Here is a 25,382-nt window from a genome sequence, read left to right as displayed (position 1 = left end):
TGGTCAAAATTGTGAACTGATGTTGTGATTGTCAGCCTGGCGTCAGGTGTCTGAGCGGTATATGTCTGAGCAAAAAGGAAAAGCACCGGGCCTGGGCAGGTAACCGAGTCCCTGTACCTGCTTTGTGTCTCGGTTAGCCCAGCGCGTCGGTTTTGTCGCTTGCTGGCGCGTCGTGGATCACGGGTTCCACAGCGAACGGCGCAATATAACGTTGGTAACGAGAGGGCTTAAGCTGCTGTAGGTCCACCAGCACCAGTCCGTCGATGCAGTTGTTGAAGTCCGGGTCGATACCGAAATCGATGAATTGTACGCCGCCGGTTTCACTGAGCTCGGAATACTGCTTGTAAAGCGTGGGGATCGCGCAGCCGAGGTTGTTGAGCATACTCTTGAGGCGCGTGAGGTCTTGCGGGTAGTCGTTCCCCTCGAACTGCTTCAGCACATCCGGCAACGATGCCGGGTAAGGGCGTCGCGAGCGAGCCAGCGGCTGACGCGGTGGGAAATACAGCCGATAGAACGCCACCAGCAGATCCCGGGCGGCAATGGGCAGCGTGCCGGAGAGTGACACCGGGCCGAACAGATAACGGTACTGCGGATAGCGCGCCACATAAGCGCCGATACCCAGCCACAGATATTCCAGTCCGCGCTTGCCCCAATACTTGGGCTGAATGAAGCTGCGTCCCAGCTCAATGCCGTTGGCCAGTATCGTCTCCATCTCGCTGCCGTACTGAAACAGATTATGGCTGTACAGCTGATGCGGATCCCGGTGGGCGGTGGTGGTGAAACGGTAGGCCCCCACGATATCCAGCTTCTCTTCATCCCAAAGCACCAAATGGAGATAGTGGTCGTCGAAATGGTCCAGATCGCGTCTCAGCCCACAGCCTTCGCCGACGGCGCGGAAGGCGATTTCACGCAGTCGGCCCAGTTCGCGCAGGATCGGCGAATAGTCTTCGTCTTTGCGCTGATAGAGATAAATCGTTTTACCGTCCGGGGTGGTGCCCAGCACGTCGCATTCGGTCAGCGCCTGTTTCAGCCGCGACCGATCTTCCGGCAGCGCGATTGGCTTCTCTCCGGCGAAGCAGCCCGGCTTGCCCTGACCTAAACGGTAGACATGGCGACGGAAACGAGCCGCCATATCGTTGGCCTGCCATTCACCCTGACTCCAGGTCGAGTAGGGGATTTGCGGGCCGATGCGCAGGCTTAATTTATTGCCGCGCTGATGAAACATCTCTCTCACCAGTAGCAGCGTGGATAACGGGCGATAAATCAGGGAGGAAAGGTAAAACAGTCCGCTGTTGCGGCCCTTGATGTGAATCGGAACAATCGGCGCGCGCGCTTTGGCCGCCATCCGGATAAATCCGCTGTGCCAGTGGCCGTCGCGAATGCCATGCAAACTGATGCGCGATACTTCTCCGGCCGGAAACAGAATGACGGCGCCATCCTGATTGAGATGATTTTGAATATTGGCGATTTGCTGACGGTTGGTGCGGTTACTGAAGTTGTCGACGGAGAAGAACAGCGATTTCAGCGGTTCTACGTAGGAAAGCAGCTGGCTGGCGACGATACGGACATCCGGCCTCACGCTGGCGACATGGCGCAGCAGGGCGAGTCCGTCCAGCGAGCCGATGGGATGATTCGCCACCAGAACCACCGGACCGTGGCTGGGGATGTTTTCCAAATCGCCTTCGACCATTTCACAGTTGAGGTCGAAATAGTCCAGTATCTCTTCTACCAGATCGAGCCCCCGTAGGTGGGGATTGCGTTGGGCGAACTGCTGCATTTCCTGCTCAAATAACAGCGTTCGTAATACCGTGCGTTGCCAGGTCGGCGTGTGTCTATGCGGAGCCAGATCCTGCAATAAGGTGTCTAAGCTGAACATATTCGGATCTCCATGATCAACAAGCGTCACGGTAAGTGATAAAAATGACACATATATTTCAGACTAGATTAAACCGGTAATTTTGCTTTTTCTGCGGCGTGCTGGGCGTTCTTTTATTGCCGAAAAAATAACGTGATTCAGCGGCGCAATATTGCGCGTTTTATTTCGCTGTCAGCGTAAATAACAGGTGTCGGCGACGTTGAAAAAAACGTTTTTCCGCGGAGAGAGGATTATTTTCTAACGTGAAACGGGCGTCGGGGAATTCATCGCTCAGGTACTTTATCGTTGGCGGTAGCGATGTCTTTTCACGCATCCGCCCGGCGAGAATATGTGGAAAGCGGATGCGTGTTAATGGCGCTACGGGGTTGTCGTACCATAGGCGATTTTATTGATGTACCAAGTTTTTCTCCCGGTCGGCGTCGGGACCTCCGCCTCTTCGTCGACGCTTTTTTTCAGCAGCGCCCGCGCCATCGGCGCATCGATGGAGATGTAGTCCTTGCGGCCGTAGATTTCATCCGGACCGACGATGCGGAACAGCTTTACGTCGCCGTCTTCGTTTTCTACCTCGACCCACGCGCCGAAAAAGACCTTGCCGTCCTGCTGCGGCGAGTAATCCACCACGCGCACTACCTGCAGACGCTTGCGCAGGTAGCGGACGCGTCGGTCGATCTCACGCAGTAGACGTTTGTTGTACTGGTAGTCGGCGTTTTCGCTACGGTCGCCCAGACTGGCGGCCCAGGCGACTTTTTCTGTGATTTCCGGTCGGCGCTCTTTCCACAGGTAATTGAGCTCCTGATGCAGGGACTCATATCCTTCTCGGGTAATAAGATCGGTTTTCATACGTCTCGGTTAAAAATCTATGTTATTAAATCTGGTGTTACGACGAATCGTCTATCAACGATAACGGAATTAATATTGTCTATATGTCATTATCTTCGAATATGGACAAAGGAAATGTTTGATTACAACGTATTTTTATATGGTTTGTAACAATTATGATTAGAATATATACCAGAAAAGATTGTCCAGTGTTTAACAAGTTTTGAACAATATCAACATAGGCGTTCATCCCGTCTTTGGAGAATAAAATGCAAGAGAATTACAAAATTCTGGTCGTTGATGACGATATGCGTCTGCGTGCGTTATTAGAACGTTATCTGACTGAACAAGGGTTTCAGGTACGCAGCGTCGCCAACGCGGAACAGATGGATCGTCTGCTAACGCGTGAGTCATTCCACCTGATGGTGCTGGACCTGATGCTGCCGGGCGAAGACGGCCTGTCTATTTGCCGCCGCTTGCGTAGCCAAAGCAACCCGATGCCGATCATCATGGTGACCGCGAAAGGGGAAGAGGTGGATCGTATCGTTGGGCTGGAAATCGGCGCGGACGACTATATTCCGAAGCCGTTCAACCCGCGTGAACTGCTGGCCCGTATCCGTGCGGTGCTGCGCCGTCAGGCTAACGAACTGCCGGGCGCGCCGTCTCAGGAAGAAGCGATTGTCGCTTTCGGCAAATTCAAGCTGAACCTGGGGACGCGGGAAATGTTCCGCGACGACGAGCCGATGCCGCTGACCAGCGGCGAGTTTGCCGTATTGAAAGCGCTGGTCAGCCATCCGCGTGAGCCTTTGTCTCGCGATAAGCTGATGAATCTGGCCCGTGGTCGCGAATACAGCGCGATGGAGCGCTCCATTGACGTCCAGATTTCCCGCCTGCGCCGCATGGTCGAGGAAGATCCGGCGCACCCGCGTTATATTCAGACCGTTTGGGGTCTGGGCTACGTCTTCGTCCCGGACGGCAGTAAGGCATGAGACGCTGGCGCTTCTCTCCGCGTAGCTCCTTCGCCCGTACGCTGTTGCTGATTGTCACCCTGCTGTTCGTCAGTCTGGTGACCACCTATCTTGTCGTGCTGAACTTCGCGATCCTGCCGAGTTTGCAGCAGTTCAACAAGGTGCTGGCCTATGAGGTCAGGATGTTGATGACCGACAAGTTGCAGCTGGAAGACGGTTCTACGCTGGAAGTGCCACCTGCCTTTCGGCGTGAGATCTACCGGGAGCTGGGCATTTCGCTGTACACCAATGCCGCCGCGGAAGAGAGTGGGTTGCGCTGGGCGCAGCACTATCAGTTTCTGAGCCAGCAGATGGCGCAGCAGCTGGGCGGCCCGACGGAAGTGCGGGTCGAAGTCAGCAAAAATACACCGGTCGTGTGGCTGAAAACCTGGCTGTCTCCCGACATCTGGGTGCGCGTGCCGCTGACCGAAATTCATCAGGGCGATTTCTCGCCGCTCTTCCGGTATACCCTGGCGATTATGCTGTTGGTGATCGGCGGTGCCTGGCTGTTTATCCGGGTGCAGAACCGACCGTTGGTGGAATTGGAACACGCCGCGCTTCAAGTCGGGAAAGGCATAATTCCGCCGCCTCTGCGGGAGTATGGCGCGTCCGAAGTGCGATCGGTGACCCGTGCGTTCAACCAGATGGCGGCAGGCGTCAAGCTTCTTGCGGACGACCGCACCTTACTGATGGCGGGCGTCAGCCACGATTTGCGAACGCCGCTCACCCGTATTCGTCTGGCGACGGAGATGATGGACAAAGAGGATGAGTATCTGGCGGAGTCGATCAATAAGGATATCGAAGAGTGCAACGCCATCATCGAACAGTTCATCGACTATCTGCGTACCGGTCAGGAAATGCAGATGGAGATCGCCGACCTCAACACTATTCTGGGTGAGGTGGTCGCTTCGGAAAGCGGTTACGAACGTGAGATCGACAGCGAGTTTTGGGACGGCGAACTGATGGTCAACGCCAGTCCTCTGTCTATCAAGCGCGCGGCGCTAAATCTGGTGGTCAACGCGACGCGCTACGGTAATGGCTGGATTCGTGTCAGCAGCGGCAGCGAACTTCAACGTGCCTGGTTCCAGGTGGAGGATGACGGCGAAGGCATCGCCCCCGAAGATCTCAAACATCTGTTTCAGCCGTTTGTCCGCGGCGACAGCGCGCGCAGCACCAGCGGCACCGGCCTGGGGCTGGCTATCGTGCAGCGTATCATCGATGCGCATCATGGTTCGCTGGAAGTGGGCAGTAGCGAACGGGGAGGACTGCTGGTCAGAGTCTACCTGCCGCTGACCTACGCCAGAACGGCGCTTGAACCCACCGCCGCGGATAATCTCCCCAGCGCGTAAAGTGCAGGTTTTTCCCCCTGTATCGCCGGTTTCCCGACCGGCGATACCTCAAGCGTATTTCGCTTCGTTAGGCTCGTTTCCCGGCTTATCCTTTCATTATCGTTAGGGCGTTCTTGAGCTTGGGAACGGCGTTATCTCCTTGCATCTGCTTTTCTTTTGCAAACCCCCTTCCGGAGATGCCACACCATCGCGTAGCTGGCCTACGTCGGGTACGGGGGATACTCGACGTTCCGCCGCCGTCTGTTGGGTAAAAAAAATGCCTGCGGTTGCAGGCATTTGTGATGGTTTAGCTTATGACGTATCAGATCTTCGGACCGGCGGCGACCAACGCGGCACCCGCCGGGGTATCGGTGTATTTGTCGAAGTTGGCGATAAAGCGTTGGGCCAGATCCTGGGCATTCGCTTCCCACTGAGTGGCGCTGTCATAGGTGTCGCGCGGATCCAGAATCGACGGGTCCACACCGGCGAGCGCGGTTGGGATAGACAGGTTGAAGATAGGCAACGTTTTCGTTTCCGCCTCTTCGATACTGCCATTCAGAATGGCGGCGATGATACCCCGCGTATCCTTGATGGAAATGCGTTTGCCCGTGCCGTTCCAACCGGTATTCACCAGATAAGCCTGTGCGCCGGAGGCCTGCATCCGTTTCACCAGCACTTCGGCATACTGCGTGGGATGCAGCGTGAGGAAGGCGGCGCCGAAGCAGGCGGAGAATGTCGGCGTCGGCTCTGTAATGCCGCGCTCTGTTCCAGCCAGTTTGGCGGTGAAGCCGGACAGGAAGTGGTATTGCGTCTGATCGGACGTCAGGCGAGACACCGGCGGCAGCACGCCGAACGCGTCAGCCGTCAGGAAAATCACCTTGGTGGCATGACCCGCTTTGGAAACCGGTTTAACGATATTCACAATGTGATCGATCGGGTAGGACACCCGGGTGTTTTCGGTTTTCGACCCATCATCGAAGTCGATGCTGCCGTCTGCGCGCACGGTCACGTTTTCCAGCAGCGCGTCGCGTTTAATCGCGCCGTAGATATCCGGTTCGGCTTCCTGCGAGAGCCTGATGGTTTTGGCGTAGCAGCCGCCTTCGAAGTTGAAGACGCCGTCGTCGTCCCAGCCGTGTTCGTCATCGCCGATCAGCTGGCGGTTTGGATCGGTGGATAGCGTGGTTTTACCCGTACCGGAGAGGCCGAAAAAGACCGCCACGTCGCCCGCTTCGCCGACGTTGGCGGAGCAGTGCATGGAGGCGATGCCTTTCAGCGGCAGCAGGTAGTTCATGATAGCGAACAGCCCCTTCTTCATTTCGCCGCCGTACCATGTTCCGCCGATCAGCTGGATGCCTTCGGTGAGGTTAAAGGCGACGAAGTTCTCCGAGTTCAGCCCTTGTTCCTGCCAGTGCGGATTGGTGCACTTGGCGCCGTTCAGCACGGTGAAATCGGGGACGAAGTCGCGCAGCTCTTCTTCGCTGGGACGGATAAACATGTTTTTCACGAAGTGCGCCTGCCAGGCGACTTCGGTAATGAAACGGACCTTCAGTCGGCTGTCGGGGTTAGCGCCGCAGTAGGCATCGACGACAAAAAGGCGTTTCCCGGAGAGTTGTTCGCCGACCAGTTGTTTCAACTGCAGCCAGACGTCCTGACTGAGCGGATGGTTGTCATTCTTGCCGGTGCCTTGATCGGCCCACCAGACGGTATCGCGGGTCATGTCATCACGGACGATATATTTATCTTTCGGAGAACGACCGGTGAAAATACCGGTGTTGACGGCGACCGCACCTAGCTCAGTTTCGATGCCGCGTTCATAACCTTCTAATGTAGGGGATGTTTCTTCTTCAAACAGTAAATCGTAGCTCGGGTTATAGACGTGTTCGCGGATATCGTGAATGCCGTAAGCGGAAAGCGCTTGTGACATCTGGCCGTTAATCTCCATGTGGCTACTCCTCAATGGGTATTGTCCTACTGCCTAATAGTGTAGGGCCAGAGCTTATTTTAACTACGAGAACTATCATAAAATTAAATAAATTCTTTAATAACTTTGCTTATTCCTGTGACGCAAAAGTAATGAAAATGTGATACTGAGCACAGATTGAAAAGAAAGGGCGCGTCAGGCGCCCTTTGAAACGGTGGGATTAGTGCAGGTTAGTGCGCGAGGCAGACTGGCGAATCTCGTCGATGTCGGCCGCGTTGAAGAGGTAATGGCTTCCGCAGTAATCGCAATGCATGTCGATGTTGCCGTCCTGCGCCAGAATATCGTCGACTTCGCTTTCCGACAGCGTCAGCAAAGCATTCTCACAGCGCTCGCGTGAGCAGTGGCAATGGAAGCTGACCGGCTGCGGCTCGTATACCGTCACCTCTTCCTGATGATACAGGCGGTACAGCACCTCATTCGCGGGCAGAGAGAACAGCTCTTCGCCTTTTACCGTCGTCGTCAACTGAGATAGATGGTCGAAGTCGTCGCGGCTGCCTTCCTGAGCCGGCAGCACCTGTAGCAGCATACCGGCGGCGCACGGTTTACCGTCGTGCTCGCCAGTGCGGATAAACAGGCGCGTCGGCAGCTGTTCTGACTGCAGGAAGTAGTTTTCCAGGCAGGCTGCCAGCGTATCGCCTTCAAGCCCGACAACGCCTGATAGCGCTCGCCTTCGGTCGGGGTGATGGTGATCACCAGATAGCCGTTGCCGATCATATCGTGCAGCGAACTTTCAGGCGCGATATCTCCCTGCAGGCGAGCCACTCCGCGCATCTGTTGAGCGTTGTTGCCATTGATGACGGCCAGCTTCAGCGGACCATCGCCCTGTAGCTGAACCGTGATGTCGCCGTTGAATTTCAGCGTCGCGGTCAGCAGGCTGGTGGCGACCAGTAGTTCGCCGAGCAGCGTTTGCACGGGAGCCGGGTAGTCGTGGTTCTCCAGGACCTGCTGGAGCGTGTCGCTGACCGTAACCAGTTCACCACGGACAGCGTGGCTTTCGAACAGGTAACGGTGTAATTGATCGTGTGTGGACATAATATTTTCTCGCGGCGACGGCGGATTATTCCGCATCGCTGTATTTAAATTTAATCAAATCCCGGCGCTCTTTTTTATCTGGGCGACGGTCGGGGTGGGGCATGGACAGCGCGTTCATTTTTCTTGCCTGCGCCATGTTTTCCCGTTTTTCGATACTGACCTCGGTTTCCTGATACATCGCCTGCGCCTGAGGTGCGGACCGGCGCTGTGCGCAGATCTCCAGAATCACGATGGTGCGTTCGTCGTTGCCCTGACGTAGTTTGAGTTCTGCATTCAGCTCGACCAGTTTGCTGGGCTTGCTGCGCTGACCGTTATAGTGAACTTTGCCGCCTTCGACCATATCGCGGGCGACGGCGCGGGTTTTGTAAATCCGTGCCGCCCACAGCCACTTGTCCAGCCGGACAGCGCTGGTGTCTTCATGCTGGCTGGCTTTGCTCATATATGCTCCTCAAAAACCGGTGGCGCCTGTGAAGGCGGGGATCAGCGTCCGGTAATCGTTGATCGCCGGATGACGATGGAACGTTTTTTCCTCGGACAGACTGGAGTCCGGGTTGCTGACGCCCAGACAGTAGCCGATCCCGAATGTCTTAGCCGCGTCCAAAATGGGTTCGCTGTCATCCACAAACAAGGTTCGCGCGGGGTCGAATCCGATTTGAGCTTGTACCGCCTGCCATAAACGCTGATCTTCTTTCGGAAAGCCATAAGTATGGGTGGAAAGCAATAAATCAAGGTGCTGATCGAGCCCGGTACGTTCAATTTTAACCGACAGGCTGTGCGGATGGGCGTTCGTCAGCAAAACCGTATGGCGACCACTGTCTCTCAATGCGCGGAGAAAAGGCGCGGTATCGTCCCGAAGCCGGGCGCGTGAAGCGATGTCCCGCGTCATCTGACGTATATCCAGATCCAGCTGTTGGCTCCAGTAGTCGAAGCAGTACCAGTTGAGCGTATGCTGAACGGACTGGTATTCGTGCGCCATCTGCGATTTTGCTTCTTCCAGCGAGATGCTGCGCCTTTCGCTGAGTGCTTGCGGCACCAGTTGCAGCCAGAAATAGCTGTCGAAAGCGAGGTCAAGCAAAGTGCCGTCCATGTCCAACAGCACGGTATCTATCTCATTCCAATCAAGTTCGGAAATCATTATCACTCCGGCAAAGAGGCCATTGCCGCCGGAGGCGGTCATCAGGCTGAGGGAATTTGTCCGTCAGTATACCGGTTTAAGGCGAAGGATTTCATGACGGACGGGAAACGCTGCCGTGTAATGCAGGCGTCGCTGAGGTTTCTGGCGCGAGATATTTGGCGTAGTACTGTTGGATATCGGCGATGCGCTGTTTGCTGCGACGATGCTTCATGACCAGTTGTGCGACGTTAATGATGAACACGCTCGTAAACAGCAGAAGCAGTACGCAACTGCCGAGGTAACGCCACAGCGTGACCGCATCGGGTTCGCTATGAAGCGAAATATGGCGAGTGCCGTTGGCATCCAAAGAAATGGCGGTGATGACGCCGCTGGCTTCGAATGATGTGTGCAGCAACATCGCGGACAGACGTTGCAGTTCCTGCCACTGTTCCGCCGGTCGATACTCCGGCAACGACGTCATGGGTTCTGGATGCGTGACGAACTGGTTGCCTTCATCGCTGCGGATAAGGAAACCCGCTGGCGGTGGGCTATTCAACGTATTGGTGGCGTTGCGAAGCTCCTGCAAATAAAAATAGTCCGTGGCGTTGTTGACCAGCGTATCCAATGTTTCGGCACTCACGGGGCGCAGGATGACGCTAGTGCCTTTCAGCGCGCCGGAGCTGGCGCGCCTGACCAGCACATTCCAGCTTTTCACGTTGCCGAGGTTAATCAGCGCGTTTTTAAGACGCGTACAATCCTCTTCCTTTGCGCACAAGTCTTCGGTTTTCAGTACGATGTCGGAAAAGTCGTTCAGCAGAATCATGCCGGACTTCTGGATCGCGCTGGCTAATGGTGAGCTGGCCCCGTCGCCATTCGTTGAAGGATGCAGCTGGTCGTTAACCGTGGCGCGCAAGGCGATAGTTTTTTCGATGATGTCGGATTCAGGCAGCGGCAGCGGGTCGGCTTTATTCCAGTAGATGGCAGAGCAATCGAAGGGCTGGAAAGCCGACGTGCTGGGAGGATTGGGACCATGATCACGGGGGGGACGTAACACATGCCGGTGCCGTGCACCTGCAATGTATCGCCGACATGGAGCGGCATGCGTTCCAGTTCATCGACCTGTGTGACCTTGATGTTGTTCGCGCCTTTAATCCAGGCAAGGCTGAGCTTGAGCGGGAGATCGAGCGGCACGTAACTCAACAGCAGCAGCACGCTGCACAGCGCGCCGCAGGCCAGCACCAGATTCTTGCCGCGTTTCTGCAAGGGAAAGTTTTTTACTTCATTGTGCAGCGACAGATATTTTCCCTGCCGCACGACCTGCCGGTTTTGATAGATATCCACATCGGTCTTTTTCCCCAAATCGTGGCCGATATAGGGTTGCCAGTGCGGGGGGTAAATCAGATCGATATTGCCGAGGGAGATATTGCCCAGACGGCTCTGGTTCGATTCGCCAAAAAGCCCCAGACACTGCGGCGTACCGTTCAGACAGTGGACGTCCTGTAGCTCTTTTTCTCGGGGTGAACGAAATAGCTGCCAGCAGCCCCATGCGGCCAACAGACAGGCGGTGCCCGCCAGCCACGGCAGTACCGCCAGCGGGCTATTGAGGCTGAAGACCAACAGTAAGAAGGCGCAACACAGCACGGCGGCGTCTTTCAGGCCGCGAGAACGGTGCGTGGCGTACTCTTCCCGCGTTTCTTTCCGCACGGAAAGTAGCTCGGTATGTTCGTTTTCTTCCGGGAGGATCGACGCGTTGCCAATCGGTAGTTCGCGGTTGTTCGAGGAATCGTGGTTGTTGATGTATTCCGTGATCGAGTGTCCGTTGAGAGAAATCACCAGCGGCATAGAACGGGTGGTGATCAGCTCGATCTCGTTATTTTGCGTGATGTACTGTTCCCAACTGGGAGGAAGGTGAACTTCTTGCGTATCAATGAAGTATCGCCATTTATTTGGCGCGTCAGTGCTGAGCCCATAGCGGGTAATGCTGTGCGTGATGGGGTAAACGCGGTTGCTGAGCAGAGAACGCGTCAGACGCGGGGAAGACGCCGACGCGGTAAGCGGCAGCGTATTGTCAGCATCTTTCGACACCAAATAATGTTCTACAGCCTTGCGTTCCGTTGAGGTCAGCTGGCGATGTCCAGAGACGACGGGCAGGCGTTTGGCAAAAAGAAAACGACGATACATGCGATAGCCAATGAAACCCCCTACCGCAATCAGACAGGTTAACAATACAGACAATATGATGAGTATTGTACTCATATCATTACCATCCAACAGCGTCAGGTTTCCTCTGTTTTTTTCGGATACTAGCAAAGATATATAGGCTATGTTATCCCATCTAGCTTTGCTGGCTGCCTTTGCTAACTGAATTTATACATTCTTGTCTTTATCCTTGGATGCTAACAAGGCCAGACATGAACAAAAATGAGGATAATCCTATTTTTTTTTCATCCAGGCGCCTCTCTGGTTTACATGAGTAAAGCTTATGTGTTCAAGGTGTTGCAATGTTGTTTCTTTGGTATGGTAAAGTTGCAGGCAACAACGCTATTGCCGCAAAATGCCCGTTCCGAACATGCTGTGAAGCGTACCAGTATTTTCCCTACTGTGCGGTCAGCGACAGCTAATTTCCTCTGTAACCGGGGCTTCTATGGATAATAACCTGCAAAAACCCAAAATTCTCGGGGTTGAAACCGTAGCCCGCTCACGTCTGTTTAATGTTGAATCGGTGGATCTGGAGTTCAGTAATGGCGAGCGCCGCGTGTATGAGCGGATGCGTCCTTCTGGCCGGGAAGCGGTAATGATTGTGCCGATGATTGGCGATGATTTGCTGCTGATCCGCGAATATGCGGTGGGGATTGAACAGTATGAACTGGGCTTTCCCAAAGGGCTGATCGATGCGGGAGAGACGGTATTTGAAGCGGCTGACCGTGAATTGAAGGAAGAAGTCGGGTTTGGTGCGGAGCACTTCGAACGGCTGGCGACGTTGACGCTGGCCCCGTCCTATTTTTCCAGCCAAATGCACATCGTCATTGCCCGTGGGCTCTATCCTCAGCGCTTACAGGGCGATGAGCCGGAACCGTTGATCCCCGTACGTTGGCCGCAGGCGCAGATGATGTCGCTATTGCAGGAGCCAGATTTCCGCGAGGCTCGTAATGTCAGCGCGCTGTTCCTGGCGCACGCTCACCTTTTCTCGCCGTCCTCTCAGAAATAGCCCCCTTTCGATAGGCAGCAGGCGCGCTGGGTTCAGCGCACCTGCCTGCTACGTAGTTAGAATAATTCCTCGGATTGACCGCTACCGGCGTCGTACAACGTCGTACCGGAATCATGGGTCGCGTGCTCTGTCGGCTGCGTCCCGTCGATAAAGTATTCCTGACGGCTGTTGCCGCCCCCGTCGGACAGCATGCCCGTGCTGCGATCGATCGTCACAGTGGTAATGCCCGGCGGCGGGGAGATTTTTTGCTCCGGTACGCCGCTCAGTGCGACTTTCATGAAGCTATCCCAAGCCGGTTGCGCGCTCTTGGCGCCCCCTTCGTAACCGGAAACTTGATCGCGGATAGCACCCGAAAGGGTTGAGCGCCCCAGATCGCGACGATGATCGTCGAAGCCAATCCAGATGGACGTCACAATATTCGGTCCATAGCCGGAGAACCAGGCATCCTTGGAATTGTTGGTTGTCCCCGTTTTTCCGCCGATGTCATGGCGTTGCAGCACTTTTCCTGCGCGCCATCCGGTGCCCATCCAGCCCGGTTCGCCGAAGACATTACTGTTCATGGCGTCCTTGATTAGGAAAGCCAGCGGCGTGCTGATGACGTGCGGCGCATACGGCTGATTCGCCTGTCGCGCTGCTTCCGGCGGCGTAATTGGATCGGGCTGCGGCGCGGCGTTCGGCTGCGGTTGCTCCTGAGACGTGGCGACATTTTCCATTGAGTCTGGAGAGAGCTGGACCGACCGTTGGGTTTCACCGTAAATGACCGGCAAATTGCAGCTATCGCAGACGATTTTCGGTGCGGCGGCAAACAGCGTATTACCAAAATCATCAACGATCTTGCTGATGAAATACGGGTCGACCAAATAGCCGCCGTTCGTCATCACCGAATAACCGCGAACCATCTGCAACGGCGTAAACGCAGCCGCACCCAGCGCCAGCGACTCGGTATGCACGATGTTCTGCTGCGGGAAACCGAAGCGTTCCAGATAGTCGGCCGCATAGTCCACGCCCATCGCGCGCATCGCGCGTACCATCACAACGTTTTTGGACTGTCCCAGCCCCTGACGAAGTCGGATAGGGCCATCATACTGCGGCGGGGAGTTTTTCGGACTCCAGTCGGAACCGGCACCCGGATCCCAGCGGGTAATCGGGGCGTCGTTCAGCAGGGTGGCGAGCGTCAGCCCTTTATCCATCGCCGCCGTGTAGAGGAACGGTTTAATGTTCGACCCGATCTGGCGCAAAGCCTGAGTGGCGCGGTTGAACTTGCTCTGGTTGAAGTCGAAGCCCCCCACCAACGCCAGGACCGCGCCGTTATTTGGGTCTAAAGACACCATCGCGGAATTGACGTCAGGCACCTGAGCCAGCCACCAGACGTTGTCGACTTTACGCACCCAGATCTGCTGGCCCGCCTGCAGCACATCGGTCACGCGTCGCGGTATGGCGCCTTGCAGATAGTCAGTTTTGAATGGGCGCGCCCAGCGTACGCTTTCCAGCGGCAGAACGACTTTTTCGCCAGAGGAGAGCATTGCGGTGGCCTGATCGGCGGCAGAGGCCGTGACCACCGCTGGCTGCAGTGGCCCGTAGACCGGCAGTTTCTTCAGCGTTTCAATGATTTTCTTTTCGGGCCAGGCCGGTATACCGACTTTCCACAGCTCCTGGTCCGCGCCGCGGTAACCGTGGCGCATATCGTAGTCGATCACATTGTTGCGTACGGCATCATCCGCAGCCTGCTGGAGTTTCCGGGTGATGGTGGTGTAAACCTTGTAGCCGTCGTTATAGGCGCCGTCGCCATAACGTTTCACCATTTCCTGTCGCACCATTTCCGCCATATATGGCGCGGAGAAAGCGATTTCAGGCGCATGGTAGTCGGCCTCCAATTTCTCGCTTCGCGCCTGATCGTATTGGGCTTGCGTGATGTAGTTTTCATCCAGCATACGCGACAACACCACGTTGCGGCGGGCAAGCGCGCGGTCATATGAGTAGAGCGGGTTGAAGGTCGATGGCGCTTTGGGCAGACCGGCGATCATCGCCATTTCACCCAGCGTAAGCTGATCCACCGTACGGCCAAAGTAAACCTGCGCCGCCGAGCCGACGCCGTACGCGCGATACCCCAAATAGATCTTATTGAGATACAGCTCGAGGATTTCATCCTTCGTCATCATCTGCTCAATGCGGATGGCGAGAAAGACCTCTTTCACCTTACGCAGCAGGGTGCGCTCCGGGCTCAAGAAGAAGTTACGCGCCAGCTGCTGAGTGATGGTGCTCGCGCCCTGAGACGCATGGCCTGACATCATCGCAATCGACGCCGCACGCAGGATGCCTTGGGGATCGATACCGTGATGTTCGTAGAAGCGGCTGTCTTCCGTAGCGATAAAAGCATGTACCAGCTCGGGCGGGATCTGGGACAGTTGCAACGGAATACGGCGTTTTTCGCCGAACTGAGCGATGAGCTCGCCGTCGGCGCTGTAGACTTGCATCGGGGTTTGCAGACGGACGTCTTTAAGCGTCGCGACATCGGGTAACTGGGGCTCAATATAGCGATAAAGGCCATAGAGCGAGGCGGCTCCCAGCAGAATGCAAGTTACTGCAAGGATGAATAAATACTTTACGAGCTTCACCTGAGATTTTCCATTCAGTAGCGGTTGAATAGTTTATAAGCAATCGGGCGCTAAGTATAAAGGTAAGCCAGCAATGAGAACACGTTCTTTTAGCTGACGATAAGGAGATCGAACATGGCTTACCACATCTGGCGGGTTGGATTGGATATACAAAATGGCGTCGTGCGCGCTCTGGCGGTGCAACGTCGCCGTGATGGCTGGCAACTGCGCCACTGGTGGCAATTACCGTTGCCGGGCGATACGTTACGCGCCGGTAGTCTACATGATCCAGACTCACTTTGTGAGGTGCTTCATCAATGGCGGCGGGAATTGCCGCGCTTCATTTCTTTGCGCATCGCTCTGCCGCCTGCGCTGATATTTCAGCAGCGAATGGCGGCGCCCGATCCCCGATTGCGTGAGCCGGAACGTAGCGGATATATCGAAAAGATGGCGTCTCGCACGCTTCCGGTGAGTCGGGATGCGTTGGCGCTCGACTATCGAGACGACCCGCACACTCCCGATACGGTGCTGGTGACGGCTGCGAGGAAGACCGCGCTAACAGCATGGTTGTCCTGTCTCGCCCGTGCCGGGCTGTATGCCGACGTAGTGGATATCAGCCCCTGCGCCCTTCGCTGTGTGGCCAGACAGGTTGGGATTTCTCCCCATGCGCCGCTGTTGCACCGCTTCGAGGACAGCTGGCTGTGGATCTCGCCAGTCGGACAACCGCTAGACTTCGGTACGTTCACATCGCAAGACTCGGGCGAGCATGCCTCGCTATTCGACTATATCCGCGAGATAGACGAGCGTTTTCCAGCCTCTGCGCATTATCCGGTTTACCTGAGTTCGTCGGTTCCGAATACGGATATCGGTGACGCGGAACGGCTGATCCCGTGGTCGCCGCTGGCGGCATTCAGCTATCAGCAACCGCCGTTGCCGACGGAGCCGTCGACGTTTGCGATCGCGGCCGGATTGGCGCTGCGTCCGGGGGATGACTGATGCCAATGGTCAATCTGCTTCCTTGGCGCCGTCGGCGGCTAATTCGGCGTGTTCGCCTGTGGAGCCTGCTGTTGACGGCGCAGCTTGCGATAGCGGCGTTTGTCATCGCGGGAGACTTCCTGTCCTCTCAACGGCAGCATGCCATGCTGGCGCAGCGCATTGCCCAATTGCAATCGGCCAGACAAGCCCATGAGGCGCAGTATCAACGCGTTCTTGAGAACACTCAGCAACAGGCGGCGGAACAGGTCCAGCAGACGTTGAGTGAACAGGGGCAACGCCACAATCGGCGCTACCAAGAGCTTTTAAAACACCTGCCCCGGCTGATGCCGGAGGCGCTATGGCTAACGGAGATCAGCGATAGCGAACACGGTCTACTGCTGTCGGGTGTCAGCCATCACTATCAGGCGATTGTCGATTTCTCCAGACGTCTGGCCGGTCAACCGCTGGCTGCTGGTCCCGTACTTCGACAAACCCGTCGGCATTCGACTGACGCGGCATTGCTGGAGTTTACGCTGCAGTTGGGGAAAACGGAGAGTACTCATGGCGTGACGCCTGTTGGGAGAAAGGAAAAATGAGGCATGTCTCTCCCTTCGTTTGTCGGTGGTTCAGTACTCCAATGCGAACGCTGTTAACGACACAGTGCGGGCTGGTCGCGGCGCTTTCGCTGGTGTTTTGGGGCACGGTGAACAGTGGATTACGTCAGCAAACGGCGTTATTGCAGGAACAGCGGCAAAGAGAGCAGGAGTCGGTCGCACAGTGGCAGAAAAGGCTGGCGGGGTTGCCAGCTCCGGTCGCTTTGCCATCCCGTTCAGCGGCACGGCCGTTGGAGAATCATCGTTGGCAGTCTGGCATTGGATTGCCCACTGAAGCGTTGCATGAGTCCGGCGGACAGCTCATCTCCTGGTCCCCGCACTCTCCTGACGGTGGTGACAGCGAGGAAAACCGATGGCTGCTGGTTTTGAATGCTGACTATGTGGGCATAAGACGGTTTATTACCCGGCTCAACGCTTCCAACGTTGTTCCCAGCATCGACCGACTGGTGATGAGGCGTACGGAGGAGGGCATTCGCACTGAACTGCTACTGCATCCTCCCGCGCCTGAAAAGCGAGGCCCGTAATGGCAAGGGACCCAGGCTTTTTCAACGGAAAAACGTACGTCGCGCTCGCTTGCCTGTCGCTAACGTTGGTTTCGGGGGACGCAGTGCCTGCTGCGCTGACGTCGGAGGATGAGAGGGATCCGTTTCAGCCGCAGATAGCGCACTGCGTTATGCCCGCATCCACGGCGCAATGGCGGCTGCAAGGACTGGTTGGTGATACTTCTCGCTGGGTAGGGTGGGTCAAACAGGCGGGAAATGGATGGATGAGGGTGAAGTATGACGAGGCTGTAACGCCTACTGACGGCATCGTGGCGCAACTGGATCATGCGCATGGAACGCTGCGGCTGTCTTCTTTGCAGGGCGATTGCCCTGTTTCGGAAATTCAATTGTCTTCGCCGTTTTCCGACTGGTCACAAGGAGTTGTGCCATGATGTATTGCCGGGTTTTACGAATGCGAATAGCGATGGTTCGCGGTGTTCTGCTGGCGTGTCTCTGCGTTAATCAACCTGTCCTGGCGCAGGATGCGCTCCCCGTCTCGCTGGCTTTTGACGATGTTCCGGTCTCGCGCGTGTTGCAGGCGCTGGCGGAGCATCAGCGATTGAATCTTGTCGTCGCGCCGGGCGTGGAAGGAAATATCAGCCTTCAGTTGGATAATGTTCCCTGGCAGCAGGCGATGGATATCACGCTGAAAATGGCCGGTCTGACGGTGGAGCGGGAAGGCGATGTACTGATGGTCTATCCCCGTGGAAACCTGTCGGACATGCCGCCGGCAGAGCAAGCATCTCAGCGCGCGCAACCCCTAAAGAGTGCGTCTTTCATGCTGCACTATGCGGAGGCGAGCGACGTCGCCGCCAGTTTGCAGGGGCAGCGCGGCACGTTGTTGAGTGAACGGGGGCGAGTCGCGGCGGATAAACGCACCAACACATTACTGATAAGGGATGAAGCGGCGGCGGTCACGGAGATTCAGTCCTGGATTCTTGAAATGGACAAACCGCTGGCACAGGTGCAACTGACGGCTCATATCGTGACGATAGGCAGCGAACAGCTGGAGTCGTTGGGGGTGAACTGGGGGTTGGGTGAACGCGTGGACGCGGGTAAAGCCCCTGGCGTGAACCGTTTTGCGATCGATCTGCCGGTGACGACGCCCGCTATCAAGGCGGGCTTTCATCTCGCCCGGCTTGACGGCCGACTGCTCGATCTGGAGTTGCAGGCGCTGGAACAGGAAAACGCGGTGGAGATTATCGCCAGTCCACGGCTGTTTACCGCTCATCGCCAGACGGCCAGCATCAAGCAGGGGACCGAGATCCCTTATCAGGTGTCGAGCGGCGCGAGCGGTTCGACGTCGATAGAGTTTAAAGAAGCGGTATTAGGCATGGAAGTGACGCCGCGCGTACTACCTCAAAACCGGATCAGCCTGAATCTGCTCATCAGCCAAAACATGCCGGGAAGAGCCATAAAACAGGGCGAAGGAGAGATACTGGCGATTGATAAGCAGGAGATCCAAACGCAGGTAACGGTCACCGACGGTGAAACAATTGTATTAGGTGGTATTTTTCAGCAGCAGAAAAATCAGGCTGAAAATCGAGTCCCCGGTCTGGGTACCTTACCGGTCGTGGGCGGCTTATTTAAAAACCGCAGTCAGCAAAATACGCGGCGCGAGCTGGTGATCTTCATCACGCCAACGCTTATTCACGACGCGCCACGGAGCGATTTATAGCGTTATCGGTTGTGACGAAGGAAAACTATGCAATTTATCAATAATTCCGTTCACCGTTTGACGATGCGGCGGTTTTAGCATACAAGGATTAGCGAATTGAGTACTGAAGTGTCGTTCCATCGGCGATGTCGATAACTTACATCATCCTTATTTGGATAATGTGAAATTTTATTAGGTTGCCAAACTACCCTGAGTATTGAGATAATTTTTTGTCTGATTCTCGCACTATCGCTCATGAGGTTTCAGTTTAGGTTCCGCCGCAGGTTACATGGCGGGGCGGGTTATCATTAACGAATTTCTTAGTAATACCAAAAAAATGGCAGAGAAACGCAATATCTTTCTGGTTGGGCCTATGGGTGCCGGCAAAAGCACTATTGGCCGTCAGTTAGCTCAGCAACTCAACATGGAGTTCTTCGACTCCGATCAAGAAATTGAGCGACGTACCGGGGCTGATGTGGGCTGGGTATTTGATGTGGAAGGCGAAGAAGGCTTCCGCGAGCGCGAAGAGAAAGTCATTAATGAATTGACGGAGAAACAAGGGATCGTGCTGGCAACCGGCGGCGGTTCGGTGAAAACACGCGAAACCCGCAATCGCCTTTCTGCGCGAGGCGTTGTCGTGTATCTGGAAACCACCATCGAGAAGCAGTTAGCCCGCACGCAGCGCGATAAAAAGCGCCCGTTGTTGCAGGTTGAGGCCCCTCCGCGCGAAGTACTGGAAGCGTTAGCGAGAGAACGTAATCCACTGTACGAAGAAATCGCAGACATTACGATTCGCACCGATGAACAAAGCGCCAAGGTAGTTGCCAACCAGATCATCAGCATGCTGGAAAACAACTGATTTTGTATAGCCGCCTGCACTCTACGGGCTTCCGACAGGTCATGGAACGCGCATGGAAAGAATTATCGTCACTCTCGGGGAACGCAGTTATCCCATTACGATAGCCGCTGGATTATTCAGCAACGCAGACTCTTTTTTGCCGTTAAAAGCGGGCGAACAGGTTATGTTGGTGACCAATGACACATTGGCGCCGCTCTATCTGGACGCTGTGCGGACCGTCTTGGAAAACGTAGGGGTGCGGGTTGATCAAGTGGTTCTTCCCGACGGAGAGAAGTACAAATCTCTGACGGTGCTTGATCAGGTCTTCTCCGCCCTACTGGAGAAACCCCATGGCAGGGACACCACGTTGGTGGCGCTGGGCGGCGGAGTTATCGGTGATTTAACCGGTTTCGCAGCGGCCTGCTATCAGCGCGGCGTTCGTTTCATTCAGGTACCTACCTCTCTCTTGGCTCAGGTCGATTCATCCGTTGGTGGTAAAACCGCGGTGAATCACCCTTTAGGCAAAAACATGATTGGCGCTTTCTATCAACCGGCATCCGTCGTGATAGATATCGACTGTCTGAAAACGCTGCCCGCCAACGAACTTTCTTCTGGTCTGGCCGAAGTCATCAAATACGGCATCGTATTCGATAGCGACTTTTTTGCCTGGCTGGAAACACATATCGACGCCGTGCGCGCGCTAGATAACGCCTCGGTGGCTTACTGTATTCGCCGCTGCTGTGAACTCAAGGCTGAAGTCGTCGCGGCCGATGAACGTGAAAACGGTCTGCGCGCCTTGCTAAATTTAGGCCACACTTACGGTCATGCGATTGAAGCTGAAATGGGTTACGGCAACTGGCTGCATGGCGAAGCGTGGCGGTGGGTACGGTCATGGCCGCACAGGCTGCACGTCGCCTCGGCCTGCTGGGCTCGGCAGACGTTGATCGCATCAAAGCCCTGTTAACGCGAGCCGGGCTGCCGATTACGGGGCCAACTTCTATGACCCCTGAGTCTTATCTGCCGCACATGATGCGCGACAAAAAAGTATTGGGTGGTGAGCTGCGTCTGATATTGCCGACGGCTATTGGTCAGGCCGAGATACGCAGCGGCGTCACCCATGATATGGTTCTGGCTTCCATTGCTGATTGCCTTCCCTGACATAGACTTAGTGATGAGTCTCCCTGTGGGGGCGATGGTTTTTATTTGTACTATGATACCTGATGATATAGCTACTCGCGGCGATTGCATCACCACGAGCAGCTGCCGTTCAGTTGGAGGGGTATAGATGGGTGAGTTCAATCCGGAAGACGAGCTGAAACCGGATACCAGCGATCGTCGGCCACAGCGCCAGCAAAAGAGAAAGCAGGGATTGACCCTGCCCAGCGTGGCGCTATCCAGACAGCATGTCATGATTGGCGTCGGCATTATTGTGCTGGTATTGCTGATTGTCGCCGTCGGAGCTGCGCTTCAGTCGCCGAGTAAGGATGCGACGCCGCCCGCTGCGTCTGGCGGCGGTTCGAAGAATATTGCGCTTTCATCGCCTTCGGCCTCACCGACTGACGTAACCGCGCCTGCCGTACCTCAGACGTCGCTTCCGGGCCAGACGCAGGCTGGCGAGCCACAGTCTTTGAGCGCGCCTCCGGTGGCTGAAGCACCGACTCAGGCGCCGTTGCCCGCCCAGGACAAGAACCAGCAGCGTATTGAACTGCCAGGCAACATGATGGATACGCTCTCTCAACCGCAGCAACAGCAGCAGTTGAATGCGGTGGCACAGAATGGCGTTGGCTCAGACGTGACGTTGCCGACTTCGCCGGCGTCCGTATCACCAAGTGGTAAAGCGCGTCCTTCACGTGAAACGACGACGGCTCTCCGTCCCGGCACGGATAAACCTCGTCATACAGACGCCACTGGCTCGCCGCACAAGGCTCCCGCGAAAAACAGCAGTGTGTCCAAGGCGCCGACTACCGCCATCACGCCAGCACCATCTGGCAAGTCAGTTTTACCTGCTGGCGGCGGTCAGGCGAATGGTTCGATTAAAAATGCACCGGCCAGCCACTTTACGCTTCAGCTGAGCGGCGCGTCTCGCGAAAGCTCGCTGCAGGCCTATGCCAAAGCGCAACGACTGACGAACTATTGGGTCTATCAGACCCAACGGGATGGTAAACCCTGGTACGTGCTTGTGAGCGGCGTTTACGCTCCTCAGATGAAGCCAAACGCGCCGTTGCATCACTGCCAGCCGACGTCCAAGCCAAGAAACCATGGGTTAAGCCGATCCGTCAGGTGAAGCAGGACTTGAGTAAGTAACACCAATTAGCCCTGATGTGCTGTCTGAAACAGAGTACAATCCGCGGCTCTGAAAAGTATGAGTAACTAACGACGGCATGAAGAAAAACCGCGCTTTCTTAAAATGGGCTGGTGGTAAGTATCCGCTGGTAGAAGAGATTCGCCGATATCTACCAGCAGGAGATTGCTTGATCGAACCCTTTGTGGGTGCCGGCTCGGTGTTTCTCAATACCGACTACGACAACTACATCCTGGCCGATATCAACAGCGATCTCATCAATCTGTACGATATCGTTAAAACCAACACTGAACATTTCATCCGCGATGCCCGCGAGTTATTCACGCAAGAAATGAATACCTCGGACATCTTCTATCTGTTGCGCAGCGAGTTTAATGCTTGTGACAACGCTTACCGACGCGCGTTACTGTTTCTCTATCTCAACCGCCACTGTTACAACGGATTATGCCGGTATAACATGAGCGGCGAATTCAATGTGCCGTTCGGGCGTTACAAGAAACCCTATTTTCCTGAAGACGAACTGCGCTGGTTCGCGCAAAAGGCTCAAAACGCTACGTTCGTCTGCGAGCACTATCGGGATACGCTGACGAAGGCGAAACAGGGTTCTGTCGTGTATTGCGATCCGCCTTATGCGCCGCTGTCCGCCACCGCGAATTTCACGGCGTACCACACCAATAATTTTAATCACGACGATCAGCGCGATTTGGCGCTGCTGGCACAGCAGCTCTCGGCGGAAAGCCAAATACCGGTATTGATTTCCAACCACGATACGGAGCTGACGCGTGAGTGGTATCAGTCGGCTTCGTCACTATACGTGGTCAAGGCCCGGCGGACGATTAGCCGCAACATCGCGGGTCGCAGCAAGGTGAATGAACTACTGGCGTTGTACCGCGGCGTCGAGTTAGGGTAGGCAGGCTGATAAAGCCCCGCGCTGTCGCGAAAACAGAGGCTGTACAAGCCCTTTTGAACCCGAAGTGGCTTCGGCAGCAATATGCAGACTTGATGGTTTGGAGAAGCGAATGAAACCGTTTTTAATCGCCCCGTCTATATTGTCGGCTGATTTTGCCCGGCTGGGAGAGGACACCGCTAACGCGCTGACGGCGGGCGCCGACGTCGTCCACTTTGACGTCATGGATAATCATTATGTTCCCAACCTGACGATGGGACCGATGGTGCTCAAGGCGCTGCGAAATTACGGCATTACCGCCCCGATTGACGTACACCTGATGGTTAAGCCGGTCGATCGCCTGATCCCGGACTTTGCCGACGCCGGCGCCAGCTACATCACCTTTCATCCAGAAGCCTCAGAGCACGTGGATCGATCGCTGCAACTGATTAAAGATCACGGTTGCCGCGCAGGACTGGTGCTGAACCCGGCGACGCCATTGAGTTGTCTGGATTACGTCATGGATAAGCTGGACATCATTCTGCTGATGTCGGTCAACCCTGGCTTCGGCGGCCAATCATTCATTCCCTCCACGCTCACCAAACTGCGTCAGGTGCGCAAGCTCATCGATGACAGCGGATACGATATTCGTTTGGAAGTCGACGGCGGCGTCAAAGTGGACAATATCGCTGAGATCGCCGCCGCCGGAGCGGATATGTTTGTGGCGGGGTCGGCGATTTTCAATCAGCCTGACTATCAGGCGGTGATCGAGAGTATGCGCCAGGAGTTGGCGAAGGTGTCCCATGGCTGAATTCAATACTGTGCGCGGGCTGGCTTTCGACCTGGATGGCACGCTGGTTAATAGCGCGCCGGGACTGTCTCAGGCGTTGGACAGAGCGATGCAGTCTCAAGGGCTACCTGAGCCGGGCGAAGCTTTACTGACGACCTGGATCGGCAACGGCGCCGACAAAGTCATCGAACGAGCGCTGCGCTGGGCCAACGTTGATCCTTCGCCTGAGCGGATGCAGTCCGCGCGTAAACAGTTCGACATCGCCTACGCGGAAACGGTAGATGCTGGCAGCCAGCTGTATGCCGGAGTTAAAGATACGCTGCACGCGTTGGCCGCTCGCAACGTACCTATGGCTCTGGTAACGAATAAACCGACCCCTTTCGTAGCGCCGTTGCTACGTTCACTTGGGATCGATGCCTACTTTACGTTAGTGCTGGGCGGCGATGACGTCCCGAGCAAGAAGCCCCATCCCGCGCCGCTCTATCTGGTGTTGGGAAAGTTGGGCCTGCGTGCAAACGAGTTGCTGTTCGTCGGCGATTCGCGCAATGATATACAAGCCGCACAGGCTGCCGGTTGCCCGAGCGTTGGCATGACCTATGGCTATAACTATGGCGAAGCGATAGCCCTGAGCCACCCGAGTGTGGTGTTGGATCGCTTTGCGGATCTCTTGTCCCTTGTCGGACCGTCCATTTCAGATAATCAGGAAGCATTAGCATGAGTAAGCCCATTGTATTTAGCGGCGCGCAGCCGTCTGGCGAGTTGACCATTGGCAACTACATGGGTGCGTTACGTCAGTGGGTTCATATGCAAGATGATTACGACTGCATCTATTGCATCGTGGATCTGCATGCCATCACGGTTCGTCAGGATGCGGAACAGCTGAGAAAAGCGACGCTGGACACGCTGGCTCTTTACCTGGCCTGCGGCATCGACCCTGAGAAAAGCACCATCTTCGTTCAGTCGCATGTGCCGGAGCATACCCAGCTGGCGTGGGCGCTGAACTGCTACACCTATTTCGGCGAACTGAGCCGTATGACCCAGTTCAAAGACAAATCCGCTCGTTACGCGGAAAACATTAACGCTGGCCTGTTCGGTTATCCGGTACTGATGGCGGCGGATATCCTGCTGTATCAGACGAATCAGGTGCCGGTAGGCGAAGACCAGAAACAGCACCTGGAGCTGAGCCGCGATATCGCACAGCGCTTCAACACGCTGTATGGCGATACGTTTAAAGTGCCAGAACCGTTTATTCCGAAGTCGGGTGCTCGCGTGATGTCTCTGCTGGAACCGACCAAAAAAATGTCCAAGTCGGACGATAACCGCAACAACGTGATTGGTCTGCTGGAAGATCCGAAAGCTGTGACCAAAAAAATCAAACGTGCGGTGACCGACTCGGATGAGCCGCCGGTGGTGCGTTATGACATCGCCAACAAACCGGGCGTGTCGAACCTGCTCGATATCCTCTCTGGTGTTACCGGGAAAACAATCCCTCAGCTGGAGCAGGAATTTGAAGGCCAGATGTATGGTCACCTGAAAGGCGCCGTGGCGGAAGCGGTATCCGGCATGCTGGGCGAATTGCAAGAGCGTTATCATCGCTTCCGTAATGATGAAGCTTATTTGCAGCAGGTTATGCGCGATGGCGCCGAGAAGGCCCGTGCGCGCGCCAGTCAGACGCTGAATAAGGTTTATGACGCCATTGGTTTCGTTTCTCGTCCATAAGCTGTAGAACGCCCGTAGGGCGGATATTCGCGATATGTGAAGACGAGCCAGTGGCTCGTCTTTTTCGTTTCAGGTCAGCGATCTTGATATCGCCGCGAGT

At 55.6% G+C, this 25,382-nt stretch carries 19 protein-coding genes and 4 pseudogenes; 15 read left to right on the top strand and 8 right to left on the bottom strand.

Annotated elements, in window-relative coordinates:
• Positions 1-133 precede the first annotated feature (133 nt).
• The gene (locus AU509_RS13955; protein WP_085652862.1) at positions 134-1,876 is read right to left on the bottom strand and encodes a lysophospholipid acyltransferase family protein; all 1,743 of its coding nucleotides are present in this window, start codon (positions 1,874-1,876) and stop codon (positions 134-136) included.
• 357 nt (positions 1,877-2,233) lie between these two features.
• Positions 2,234-2,716 carry a transcription elongation factor GreB gene (greB, locus tag AU509_RS13950; protein ID WP_085652863.1) on the bottom strand — a complete coding sequence of 161 codons (483 nt, stop codon included), beginning with the start codon at positions 2,714-2,716 and terminating at the stop codon, positions 2,234-2,236.
• Positions 2,717-2,964: 248 nt separating this feature from the next.
• Here greB and ompR point away from each other — a divergent pair, with 248 nt between their 5' ends.
• Positions 2,965-3,684: an osmolarity response regulator transcription factor OmpR gene (gene ompR / locus AU509_RS13945; protein ID WP_026744242.1), complete on the top strand. Its 720-nt coding sequence runs from the start codon at positions 2,965-2,967 to the stop codon at positions 3,682-3,684.
• Positions 3,681-5,051, top strand: coding sequence for a two-component system sensor histidine kinase EnvZ (gene envZ / locus AU509_RS13940; protein ID WP_085653846.1), 1,371 nt, complete (start codon positions 3,681-3,683; stop codon positions 5,049-5,051). The genes ompR and envZ overlap by 4 nt, the downstream gene beginning before the upstream one ends.
• A gap of 301 nt (positions 5,052-5,352) precedes the next feature.
• Here envZ and pckA read toward each other — a convergent pair whose 3' ends face one another.
• The 5 genes and pseudogenes from pckA to AU509_RS13915 all read right to left on the bottom strand — a co-directional run bounded on the left by pckA (position 5,353) and on the right by AU509_RS13915 (position 11,413).
• Positions 5,353-6,972: a phosphoenolpyruvate carboxykinase (ATP) gene (gene pckA, locus AU509_RS13935; RefSeq protein WP_094118629.1), complete on the bottom strand. Its 1,620-nt coding sequence runs from the start codon at positions 6,970-6,972 to the stop codon at positions 5,353-5,355.
• Positions 6,973-7,171: 199 nt separating this feature from the next.
• Positions 7,172-8,043 (bottom strand): annotated as a pseudogene (gene hslO / locus AU509_RS13930) (Hsp33 family molecular chaperone HslO).
• 25 nt (positions 8,044-8,068) lie between these two features.
• Positions 8,069-8,482 carry a ribosome-associated heat shock protein Hsp15 gene (hslR, locus tag AU509_RS13925; RefSeq protein ID WP_085652618.1) on the bottom strand — a complete coding sequence of 138 codons (414 nt, stop codon included), beginning with the start codon at positions 8,480-8,482 and terminating at the stop codon, positions 8,069-8,071.
• Positions 8,483-8,491: 9 nt separating this feature from the next.
• Positions 8,492-9,178, bottom strand: coding sequence for a GMP/IMP nucleotidase (gene yrfG / locus AU509_RS13920; protein WP_094118628.1), 687 nt, complete (start codon positions 9,176-9,178; stop codon positions 8,492-8,494).
• A 91-nt stretch (positions 9,179-9,269) separates the two neighbouring features.
• A pseudogene (locus tag AU509_RS13915) lies at positions 9,270-11,413 on the bottom strand (intracellular growth attenuator family protein).
• 388 nt (positions 11,414-11,801) lie between these two features.
• Here AU509_RS13915 and nudE point away from each other — a divergent pair.
• Entirely contained in the window at positions 11,802-12,365 is a 564-nt protein-coding gene (nudE, locus tag AU509_RS13910) for an ADP compounds hydrolase NudE (RefSeq protein WP_094118627.1), read from the top strand.
• Between the two features lie 56 nt (positions 12,366-12,421).
• Here the strand turns inward: nudE and mrcA are convergent, their stop codons facing one another.
• Positions 12,422-14,980 (bottom strand): peptidoglycan glycosyltransferase/peptidoglycan DD-transpeptidase MrcA, encoded by a 2,559-nt coding sequence (mrcA, locus tag AU509_RS13905; RefSeq protein WP_094118626.1) that lies wholly within the window; start codon positions 14,978-14,980, stop codon positions 12,422-12,424.
• Positions 14,981-15,094: 114 nt separating this feature from the next.
• Here mrcA and pilM point away from each other — a divergent pair, with 114 nt between their 5' ends.
• The 12 genes and pseudogenes from pilM (at position 15,095) to trpS (ending at position 25,282) form a co-directional block, all read left to right on the top strand.
• Positions 15,095-15,955 carry a type IV pilus biogenesis protein PilM gene (gene pilM / locus AU509_RS13900; protein ID WP_085652613.1) on the top strand — a complete coding sequence of 287 codons (861 nt, stop codon included), beginning with the start codon at positions 15,095-15,097 and terminating at the stop codon, positions 15,953-15,955.
• A complete protein-coding gene (locus tag AU509_RS13895; RefSeq protein WP_094118625.1) occupies positions 15,955-16,530 on the top strand; it encodes a PilN domain-containing protein in 576 nt (191 codons plus the stop codon). Before pilM ends, AU509_RS13895 begins: the two co-directional genes overlap by 1 nt.
• Before the next feature lie 41 nt (positions 16,531-16,571).
• Positions 16,572-17,072: a hypothetical protein gene (locus AU509_RS13890; protein ID WP_094118624.1), complete on the top strand. Its 501-nt coding sequence runs from the start codon at positions 16,572-16,574 to the stop codon at positions 17,070-17,072.
• Complete coding sequence (locus tag AU509_RS13885) at positions 17,072-17,482, top strand: HofP DNA utilization family protein (RefSeq protein WP_094118623.1); 411 nt, start codon at positions 17,072-17,074, stop codon at positions 17,480-17,482. The genes AU509_RS13890 and AU509_RS13885 overlap by 1 nt, the downstream gene beginning before the upstream one ends.
• Entirely contained in the window at positions 17,482-18,768 is a 1,287-nt protein-coding gene (gene hofQ / locus AU509_RS13880) for a DNA uptake porin HofQ (protein ID WP_094118648.1), read from the top strand. The genes AU509_RS13885 and hofQ overlap by 1 nt, the downstream gene beginning before the upstream one ends.
• 316 nt (positions 18,769-19,084) lie before the next feature.
• The gene (aroK, locus tag AU509_RS13875) at positions 19,085-19,606 is read left to right on the top strand and encodes a shikimate kinase AroK (RefSeq protein WP_026741304.1); all 522 of its coding nucleotides are present in this window, start codon (positions 19,085-19,087) and stop codon (positions 19,604-19,606) included.
• A gap of 52 nt (positions 19,607-19,658) precedes the next feature.
• Positions 19,659-20,743 (top strand): annotated as a pseudogene (gene aroB, locus AU509_RS13870) (3-dehydroquinate synthase).
• A 127-nt stretch (positions 20,744-20,870) separates the two neighbouring features.
• A pseudogene (locus AU509_RS13865) lies at positions 20,871-21,889 on the top strand (SPOR domain-containing protein).
• A 77-nt stretch (positions 21,890-21,966) separates the two neighbouring features.
• A complete protein-coding gene (gene dam / locus AU509_RS13860; RefSeq protein ID WP_085652607.1) occupies positions 21,967-22,797 on the top strand; it encodes an adenine-specific DNA-methyltransferase in 831 nt (276 codons plus the stop codon).
• Between the two features lie 109 nt (positions 22,798-22,906).
• On the top strand, positions 22,907-23,584 hold the full coding sequence (gene rpe, locus AU509_RS13855) for a ribulose-phosphate 3-epimerase (protein WP_094118622.1): 678 nt from the start codon (positions 22,907-22,909) through the stop codon (positions 23,582-23,584).
• Positions 23,577-24,281 carry a phosphoglycolate phosphatase gene (locus tag AU509_RS13850; RefSeq protein WP_094118621.1) on the top strand — a complete coding sequence of 235 codons (705 nt, stop codon included), beginning with the start codon at positions 23,577-23,579 and terminating at the stop codon, positions 24,279-24,281. Before rpe ends, AU509_RS13850 begins: the two co-directional genes overlap by 8 nt.
• Positions 24,278-25,282, top strand: coding sequence for a tryptophan--tRNA ligase (gene trpS / locus AU509_RS13845; RefSeq protein WP_094118620.1), 1,005 nt, complete (start codon positions 24,278-24,280; stop codon positions 25,280-25,282). The genes AU509_RS13850 and trpS overlap by 4 nt, the downstream gene beginning before the upstream one ends.
• Positions 25,283-25,382: the final 100 nt, after the last annotated feature.

Source organism: Lonsdalea britannica (assembly GCF_002111595.1).
Classification (GTDB): domain Bacteria; phylum Pseudomonadota; class Gammaproteobacteria; order Enterobacterales; family Enterobacteriaceae; genus Lonsdalea; species Lonsdalea britannica.
The sequence above is the reverse complement of the archived record's forward strand: the minus strand, read 5'-3'. Positions and strand labels throughout refer to the sequence as shown.

Excerpts from the sequence above, each read along its gene's own strand:
- yrfG (WP_094118628.1), bottom strand. The coding sequence starts at position 9,178 with ATGATTTCCGAACTTGATTGGAATGAGATAGATACCGTGCTGTTGGAC.
- trpS (WP_094118620.1), top strand. The coding sequence starts at position 24,278 with ATGAGTAAGCCCATTGTATTTAGCGGCGCGCAGCCGTCTGGCGAGTTG.
- ompR (WP_026744242.1), top strand. The coding sequence starts at position 2,965 with ATGCAAGAGAATTACAAAATTCTGGTCGTTGATGACGATATGCGTCTG.
- aroK (WP_026741304.1), top strand. The coding sequence starts at position 19,085 with ATGGCAGAGAAACGCAATATCTTTCTGGTTGGGCCTATGGGTGCCGGC.
- AU509_RS13890 (WP_094118624.1), top strand. The coding sequence starts at position 16,572 with ATGCGAACGCTGTTAACGACACAGTGCGGGCTGGTCGCGGCGCTTTCG.
- AU509_RS13955 (WP_085652862.1), bottom strand. The coding sequence starts at position 1,876 with ATGTTCAGCTTAGACACCTTATTGCAGGATCTGGCTCCGCATAGACAC.
- rpe (WP_094118622.1), top strand. The coding sequence starts at position 22,907 with ATGAAACCGTTTTTAATCGCCCCGTCTATATTGTCGGCTGATTTTGCC.
- dam (WP_085652607.1), top strand. The coding sequence starts at position 21,967 with ATGAAGAAAAACCGCGCTTTCTTAAAATGGGCTGGTGGTAAGTATCCG.
- AU509_RS13885 (WP_094118623.1), top strand. The coding sequence starts at position 17,072 with ATGGCAAGGGACCCAGGCTTTTTCAACGGAAAAACGTACGTCGCGCTC.
- AU509_RS13895 (WP_094118625.1), top strand. The coding sequence starts at position 15,955 with ATGCCAATGGTCAATCTGCTTCCTTGGCGCCGTCGGCGGCTAATTCGG.
- hslR (WP_085652618.1), bottom strand. The coding sequence starts at position 8,482 with ATGAGCAAAGCCAGCCAGCATGAAGACACCAGCGCTGTCCGGCTGGAC.
- pckA (WP_094118629.1), bottom strand. The coding sequence starts at position 6,972 with ATGGAGATTAACGGCCAGATGTCACAAGCGCTTTCCGCTTACGGCATT.
- hofQ (WP_094118648.1), top strand. The coding sequence starts at position 17,482 with ATGTATTGCCGGGTTTTACGAATGCGAATAGCGATGGTTCGCGGTGTT.
- nudE (WP_094118627.1), top strand. The coding sequence starts at position 11,802 with ATGGATAATAACCTGCAAAAACCCAAAATTCTCGGGGTTGAAACCGTA.
- pilM (WP_085652613.1), top strand. The coding sequence starts at position 15,095 with ATGGCTTACCACATCTGGCGGGTTGGATTGGATATACAAAATGGCGTC.
- greB (WP_085652863.1), bottom strand. The coding sequence starts at position 2,716 with ATGAAAACCGATCTTATTACCCGAGAAGGATATGAGTCCCTGCATCAG.
- envZ (WP_085653846.1), top strand. The coding sequence starts at position 3,681 with ATGAGACGCTGGCGCTTCTCTCCGCGTAGCTCCTTCGCCCGTACGCTG.
- AU509_RS13850 (WP_094118621.1), top strand. The coding sequence starts at position 23,577 with ATGGCTGAATTCAATACTGTGCGCGGGCTGGCTTTCGACCTGGATGGC.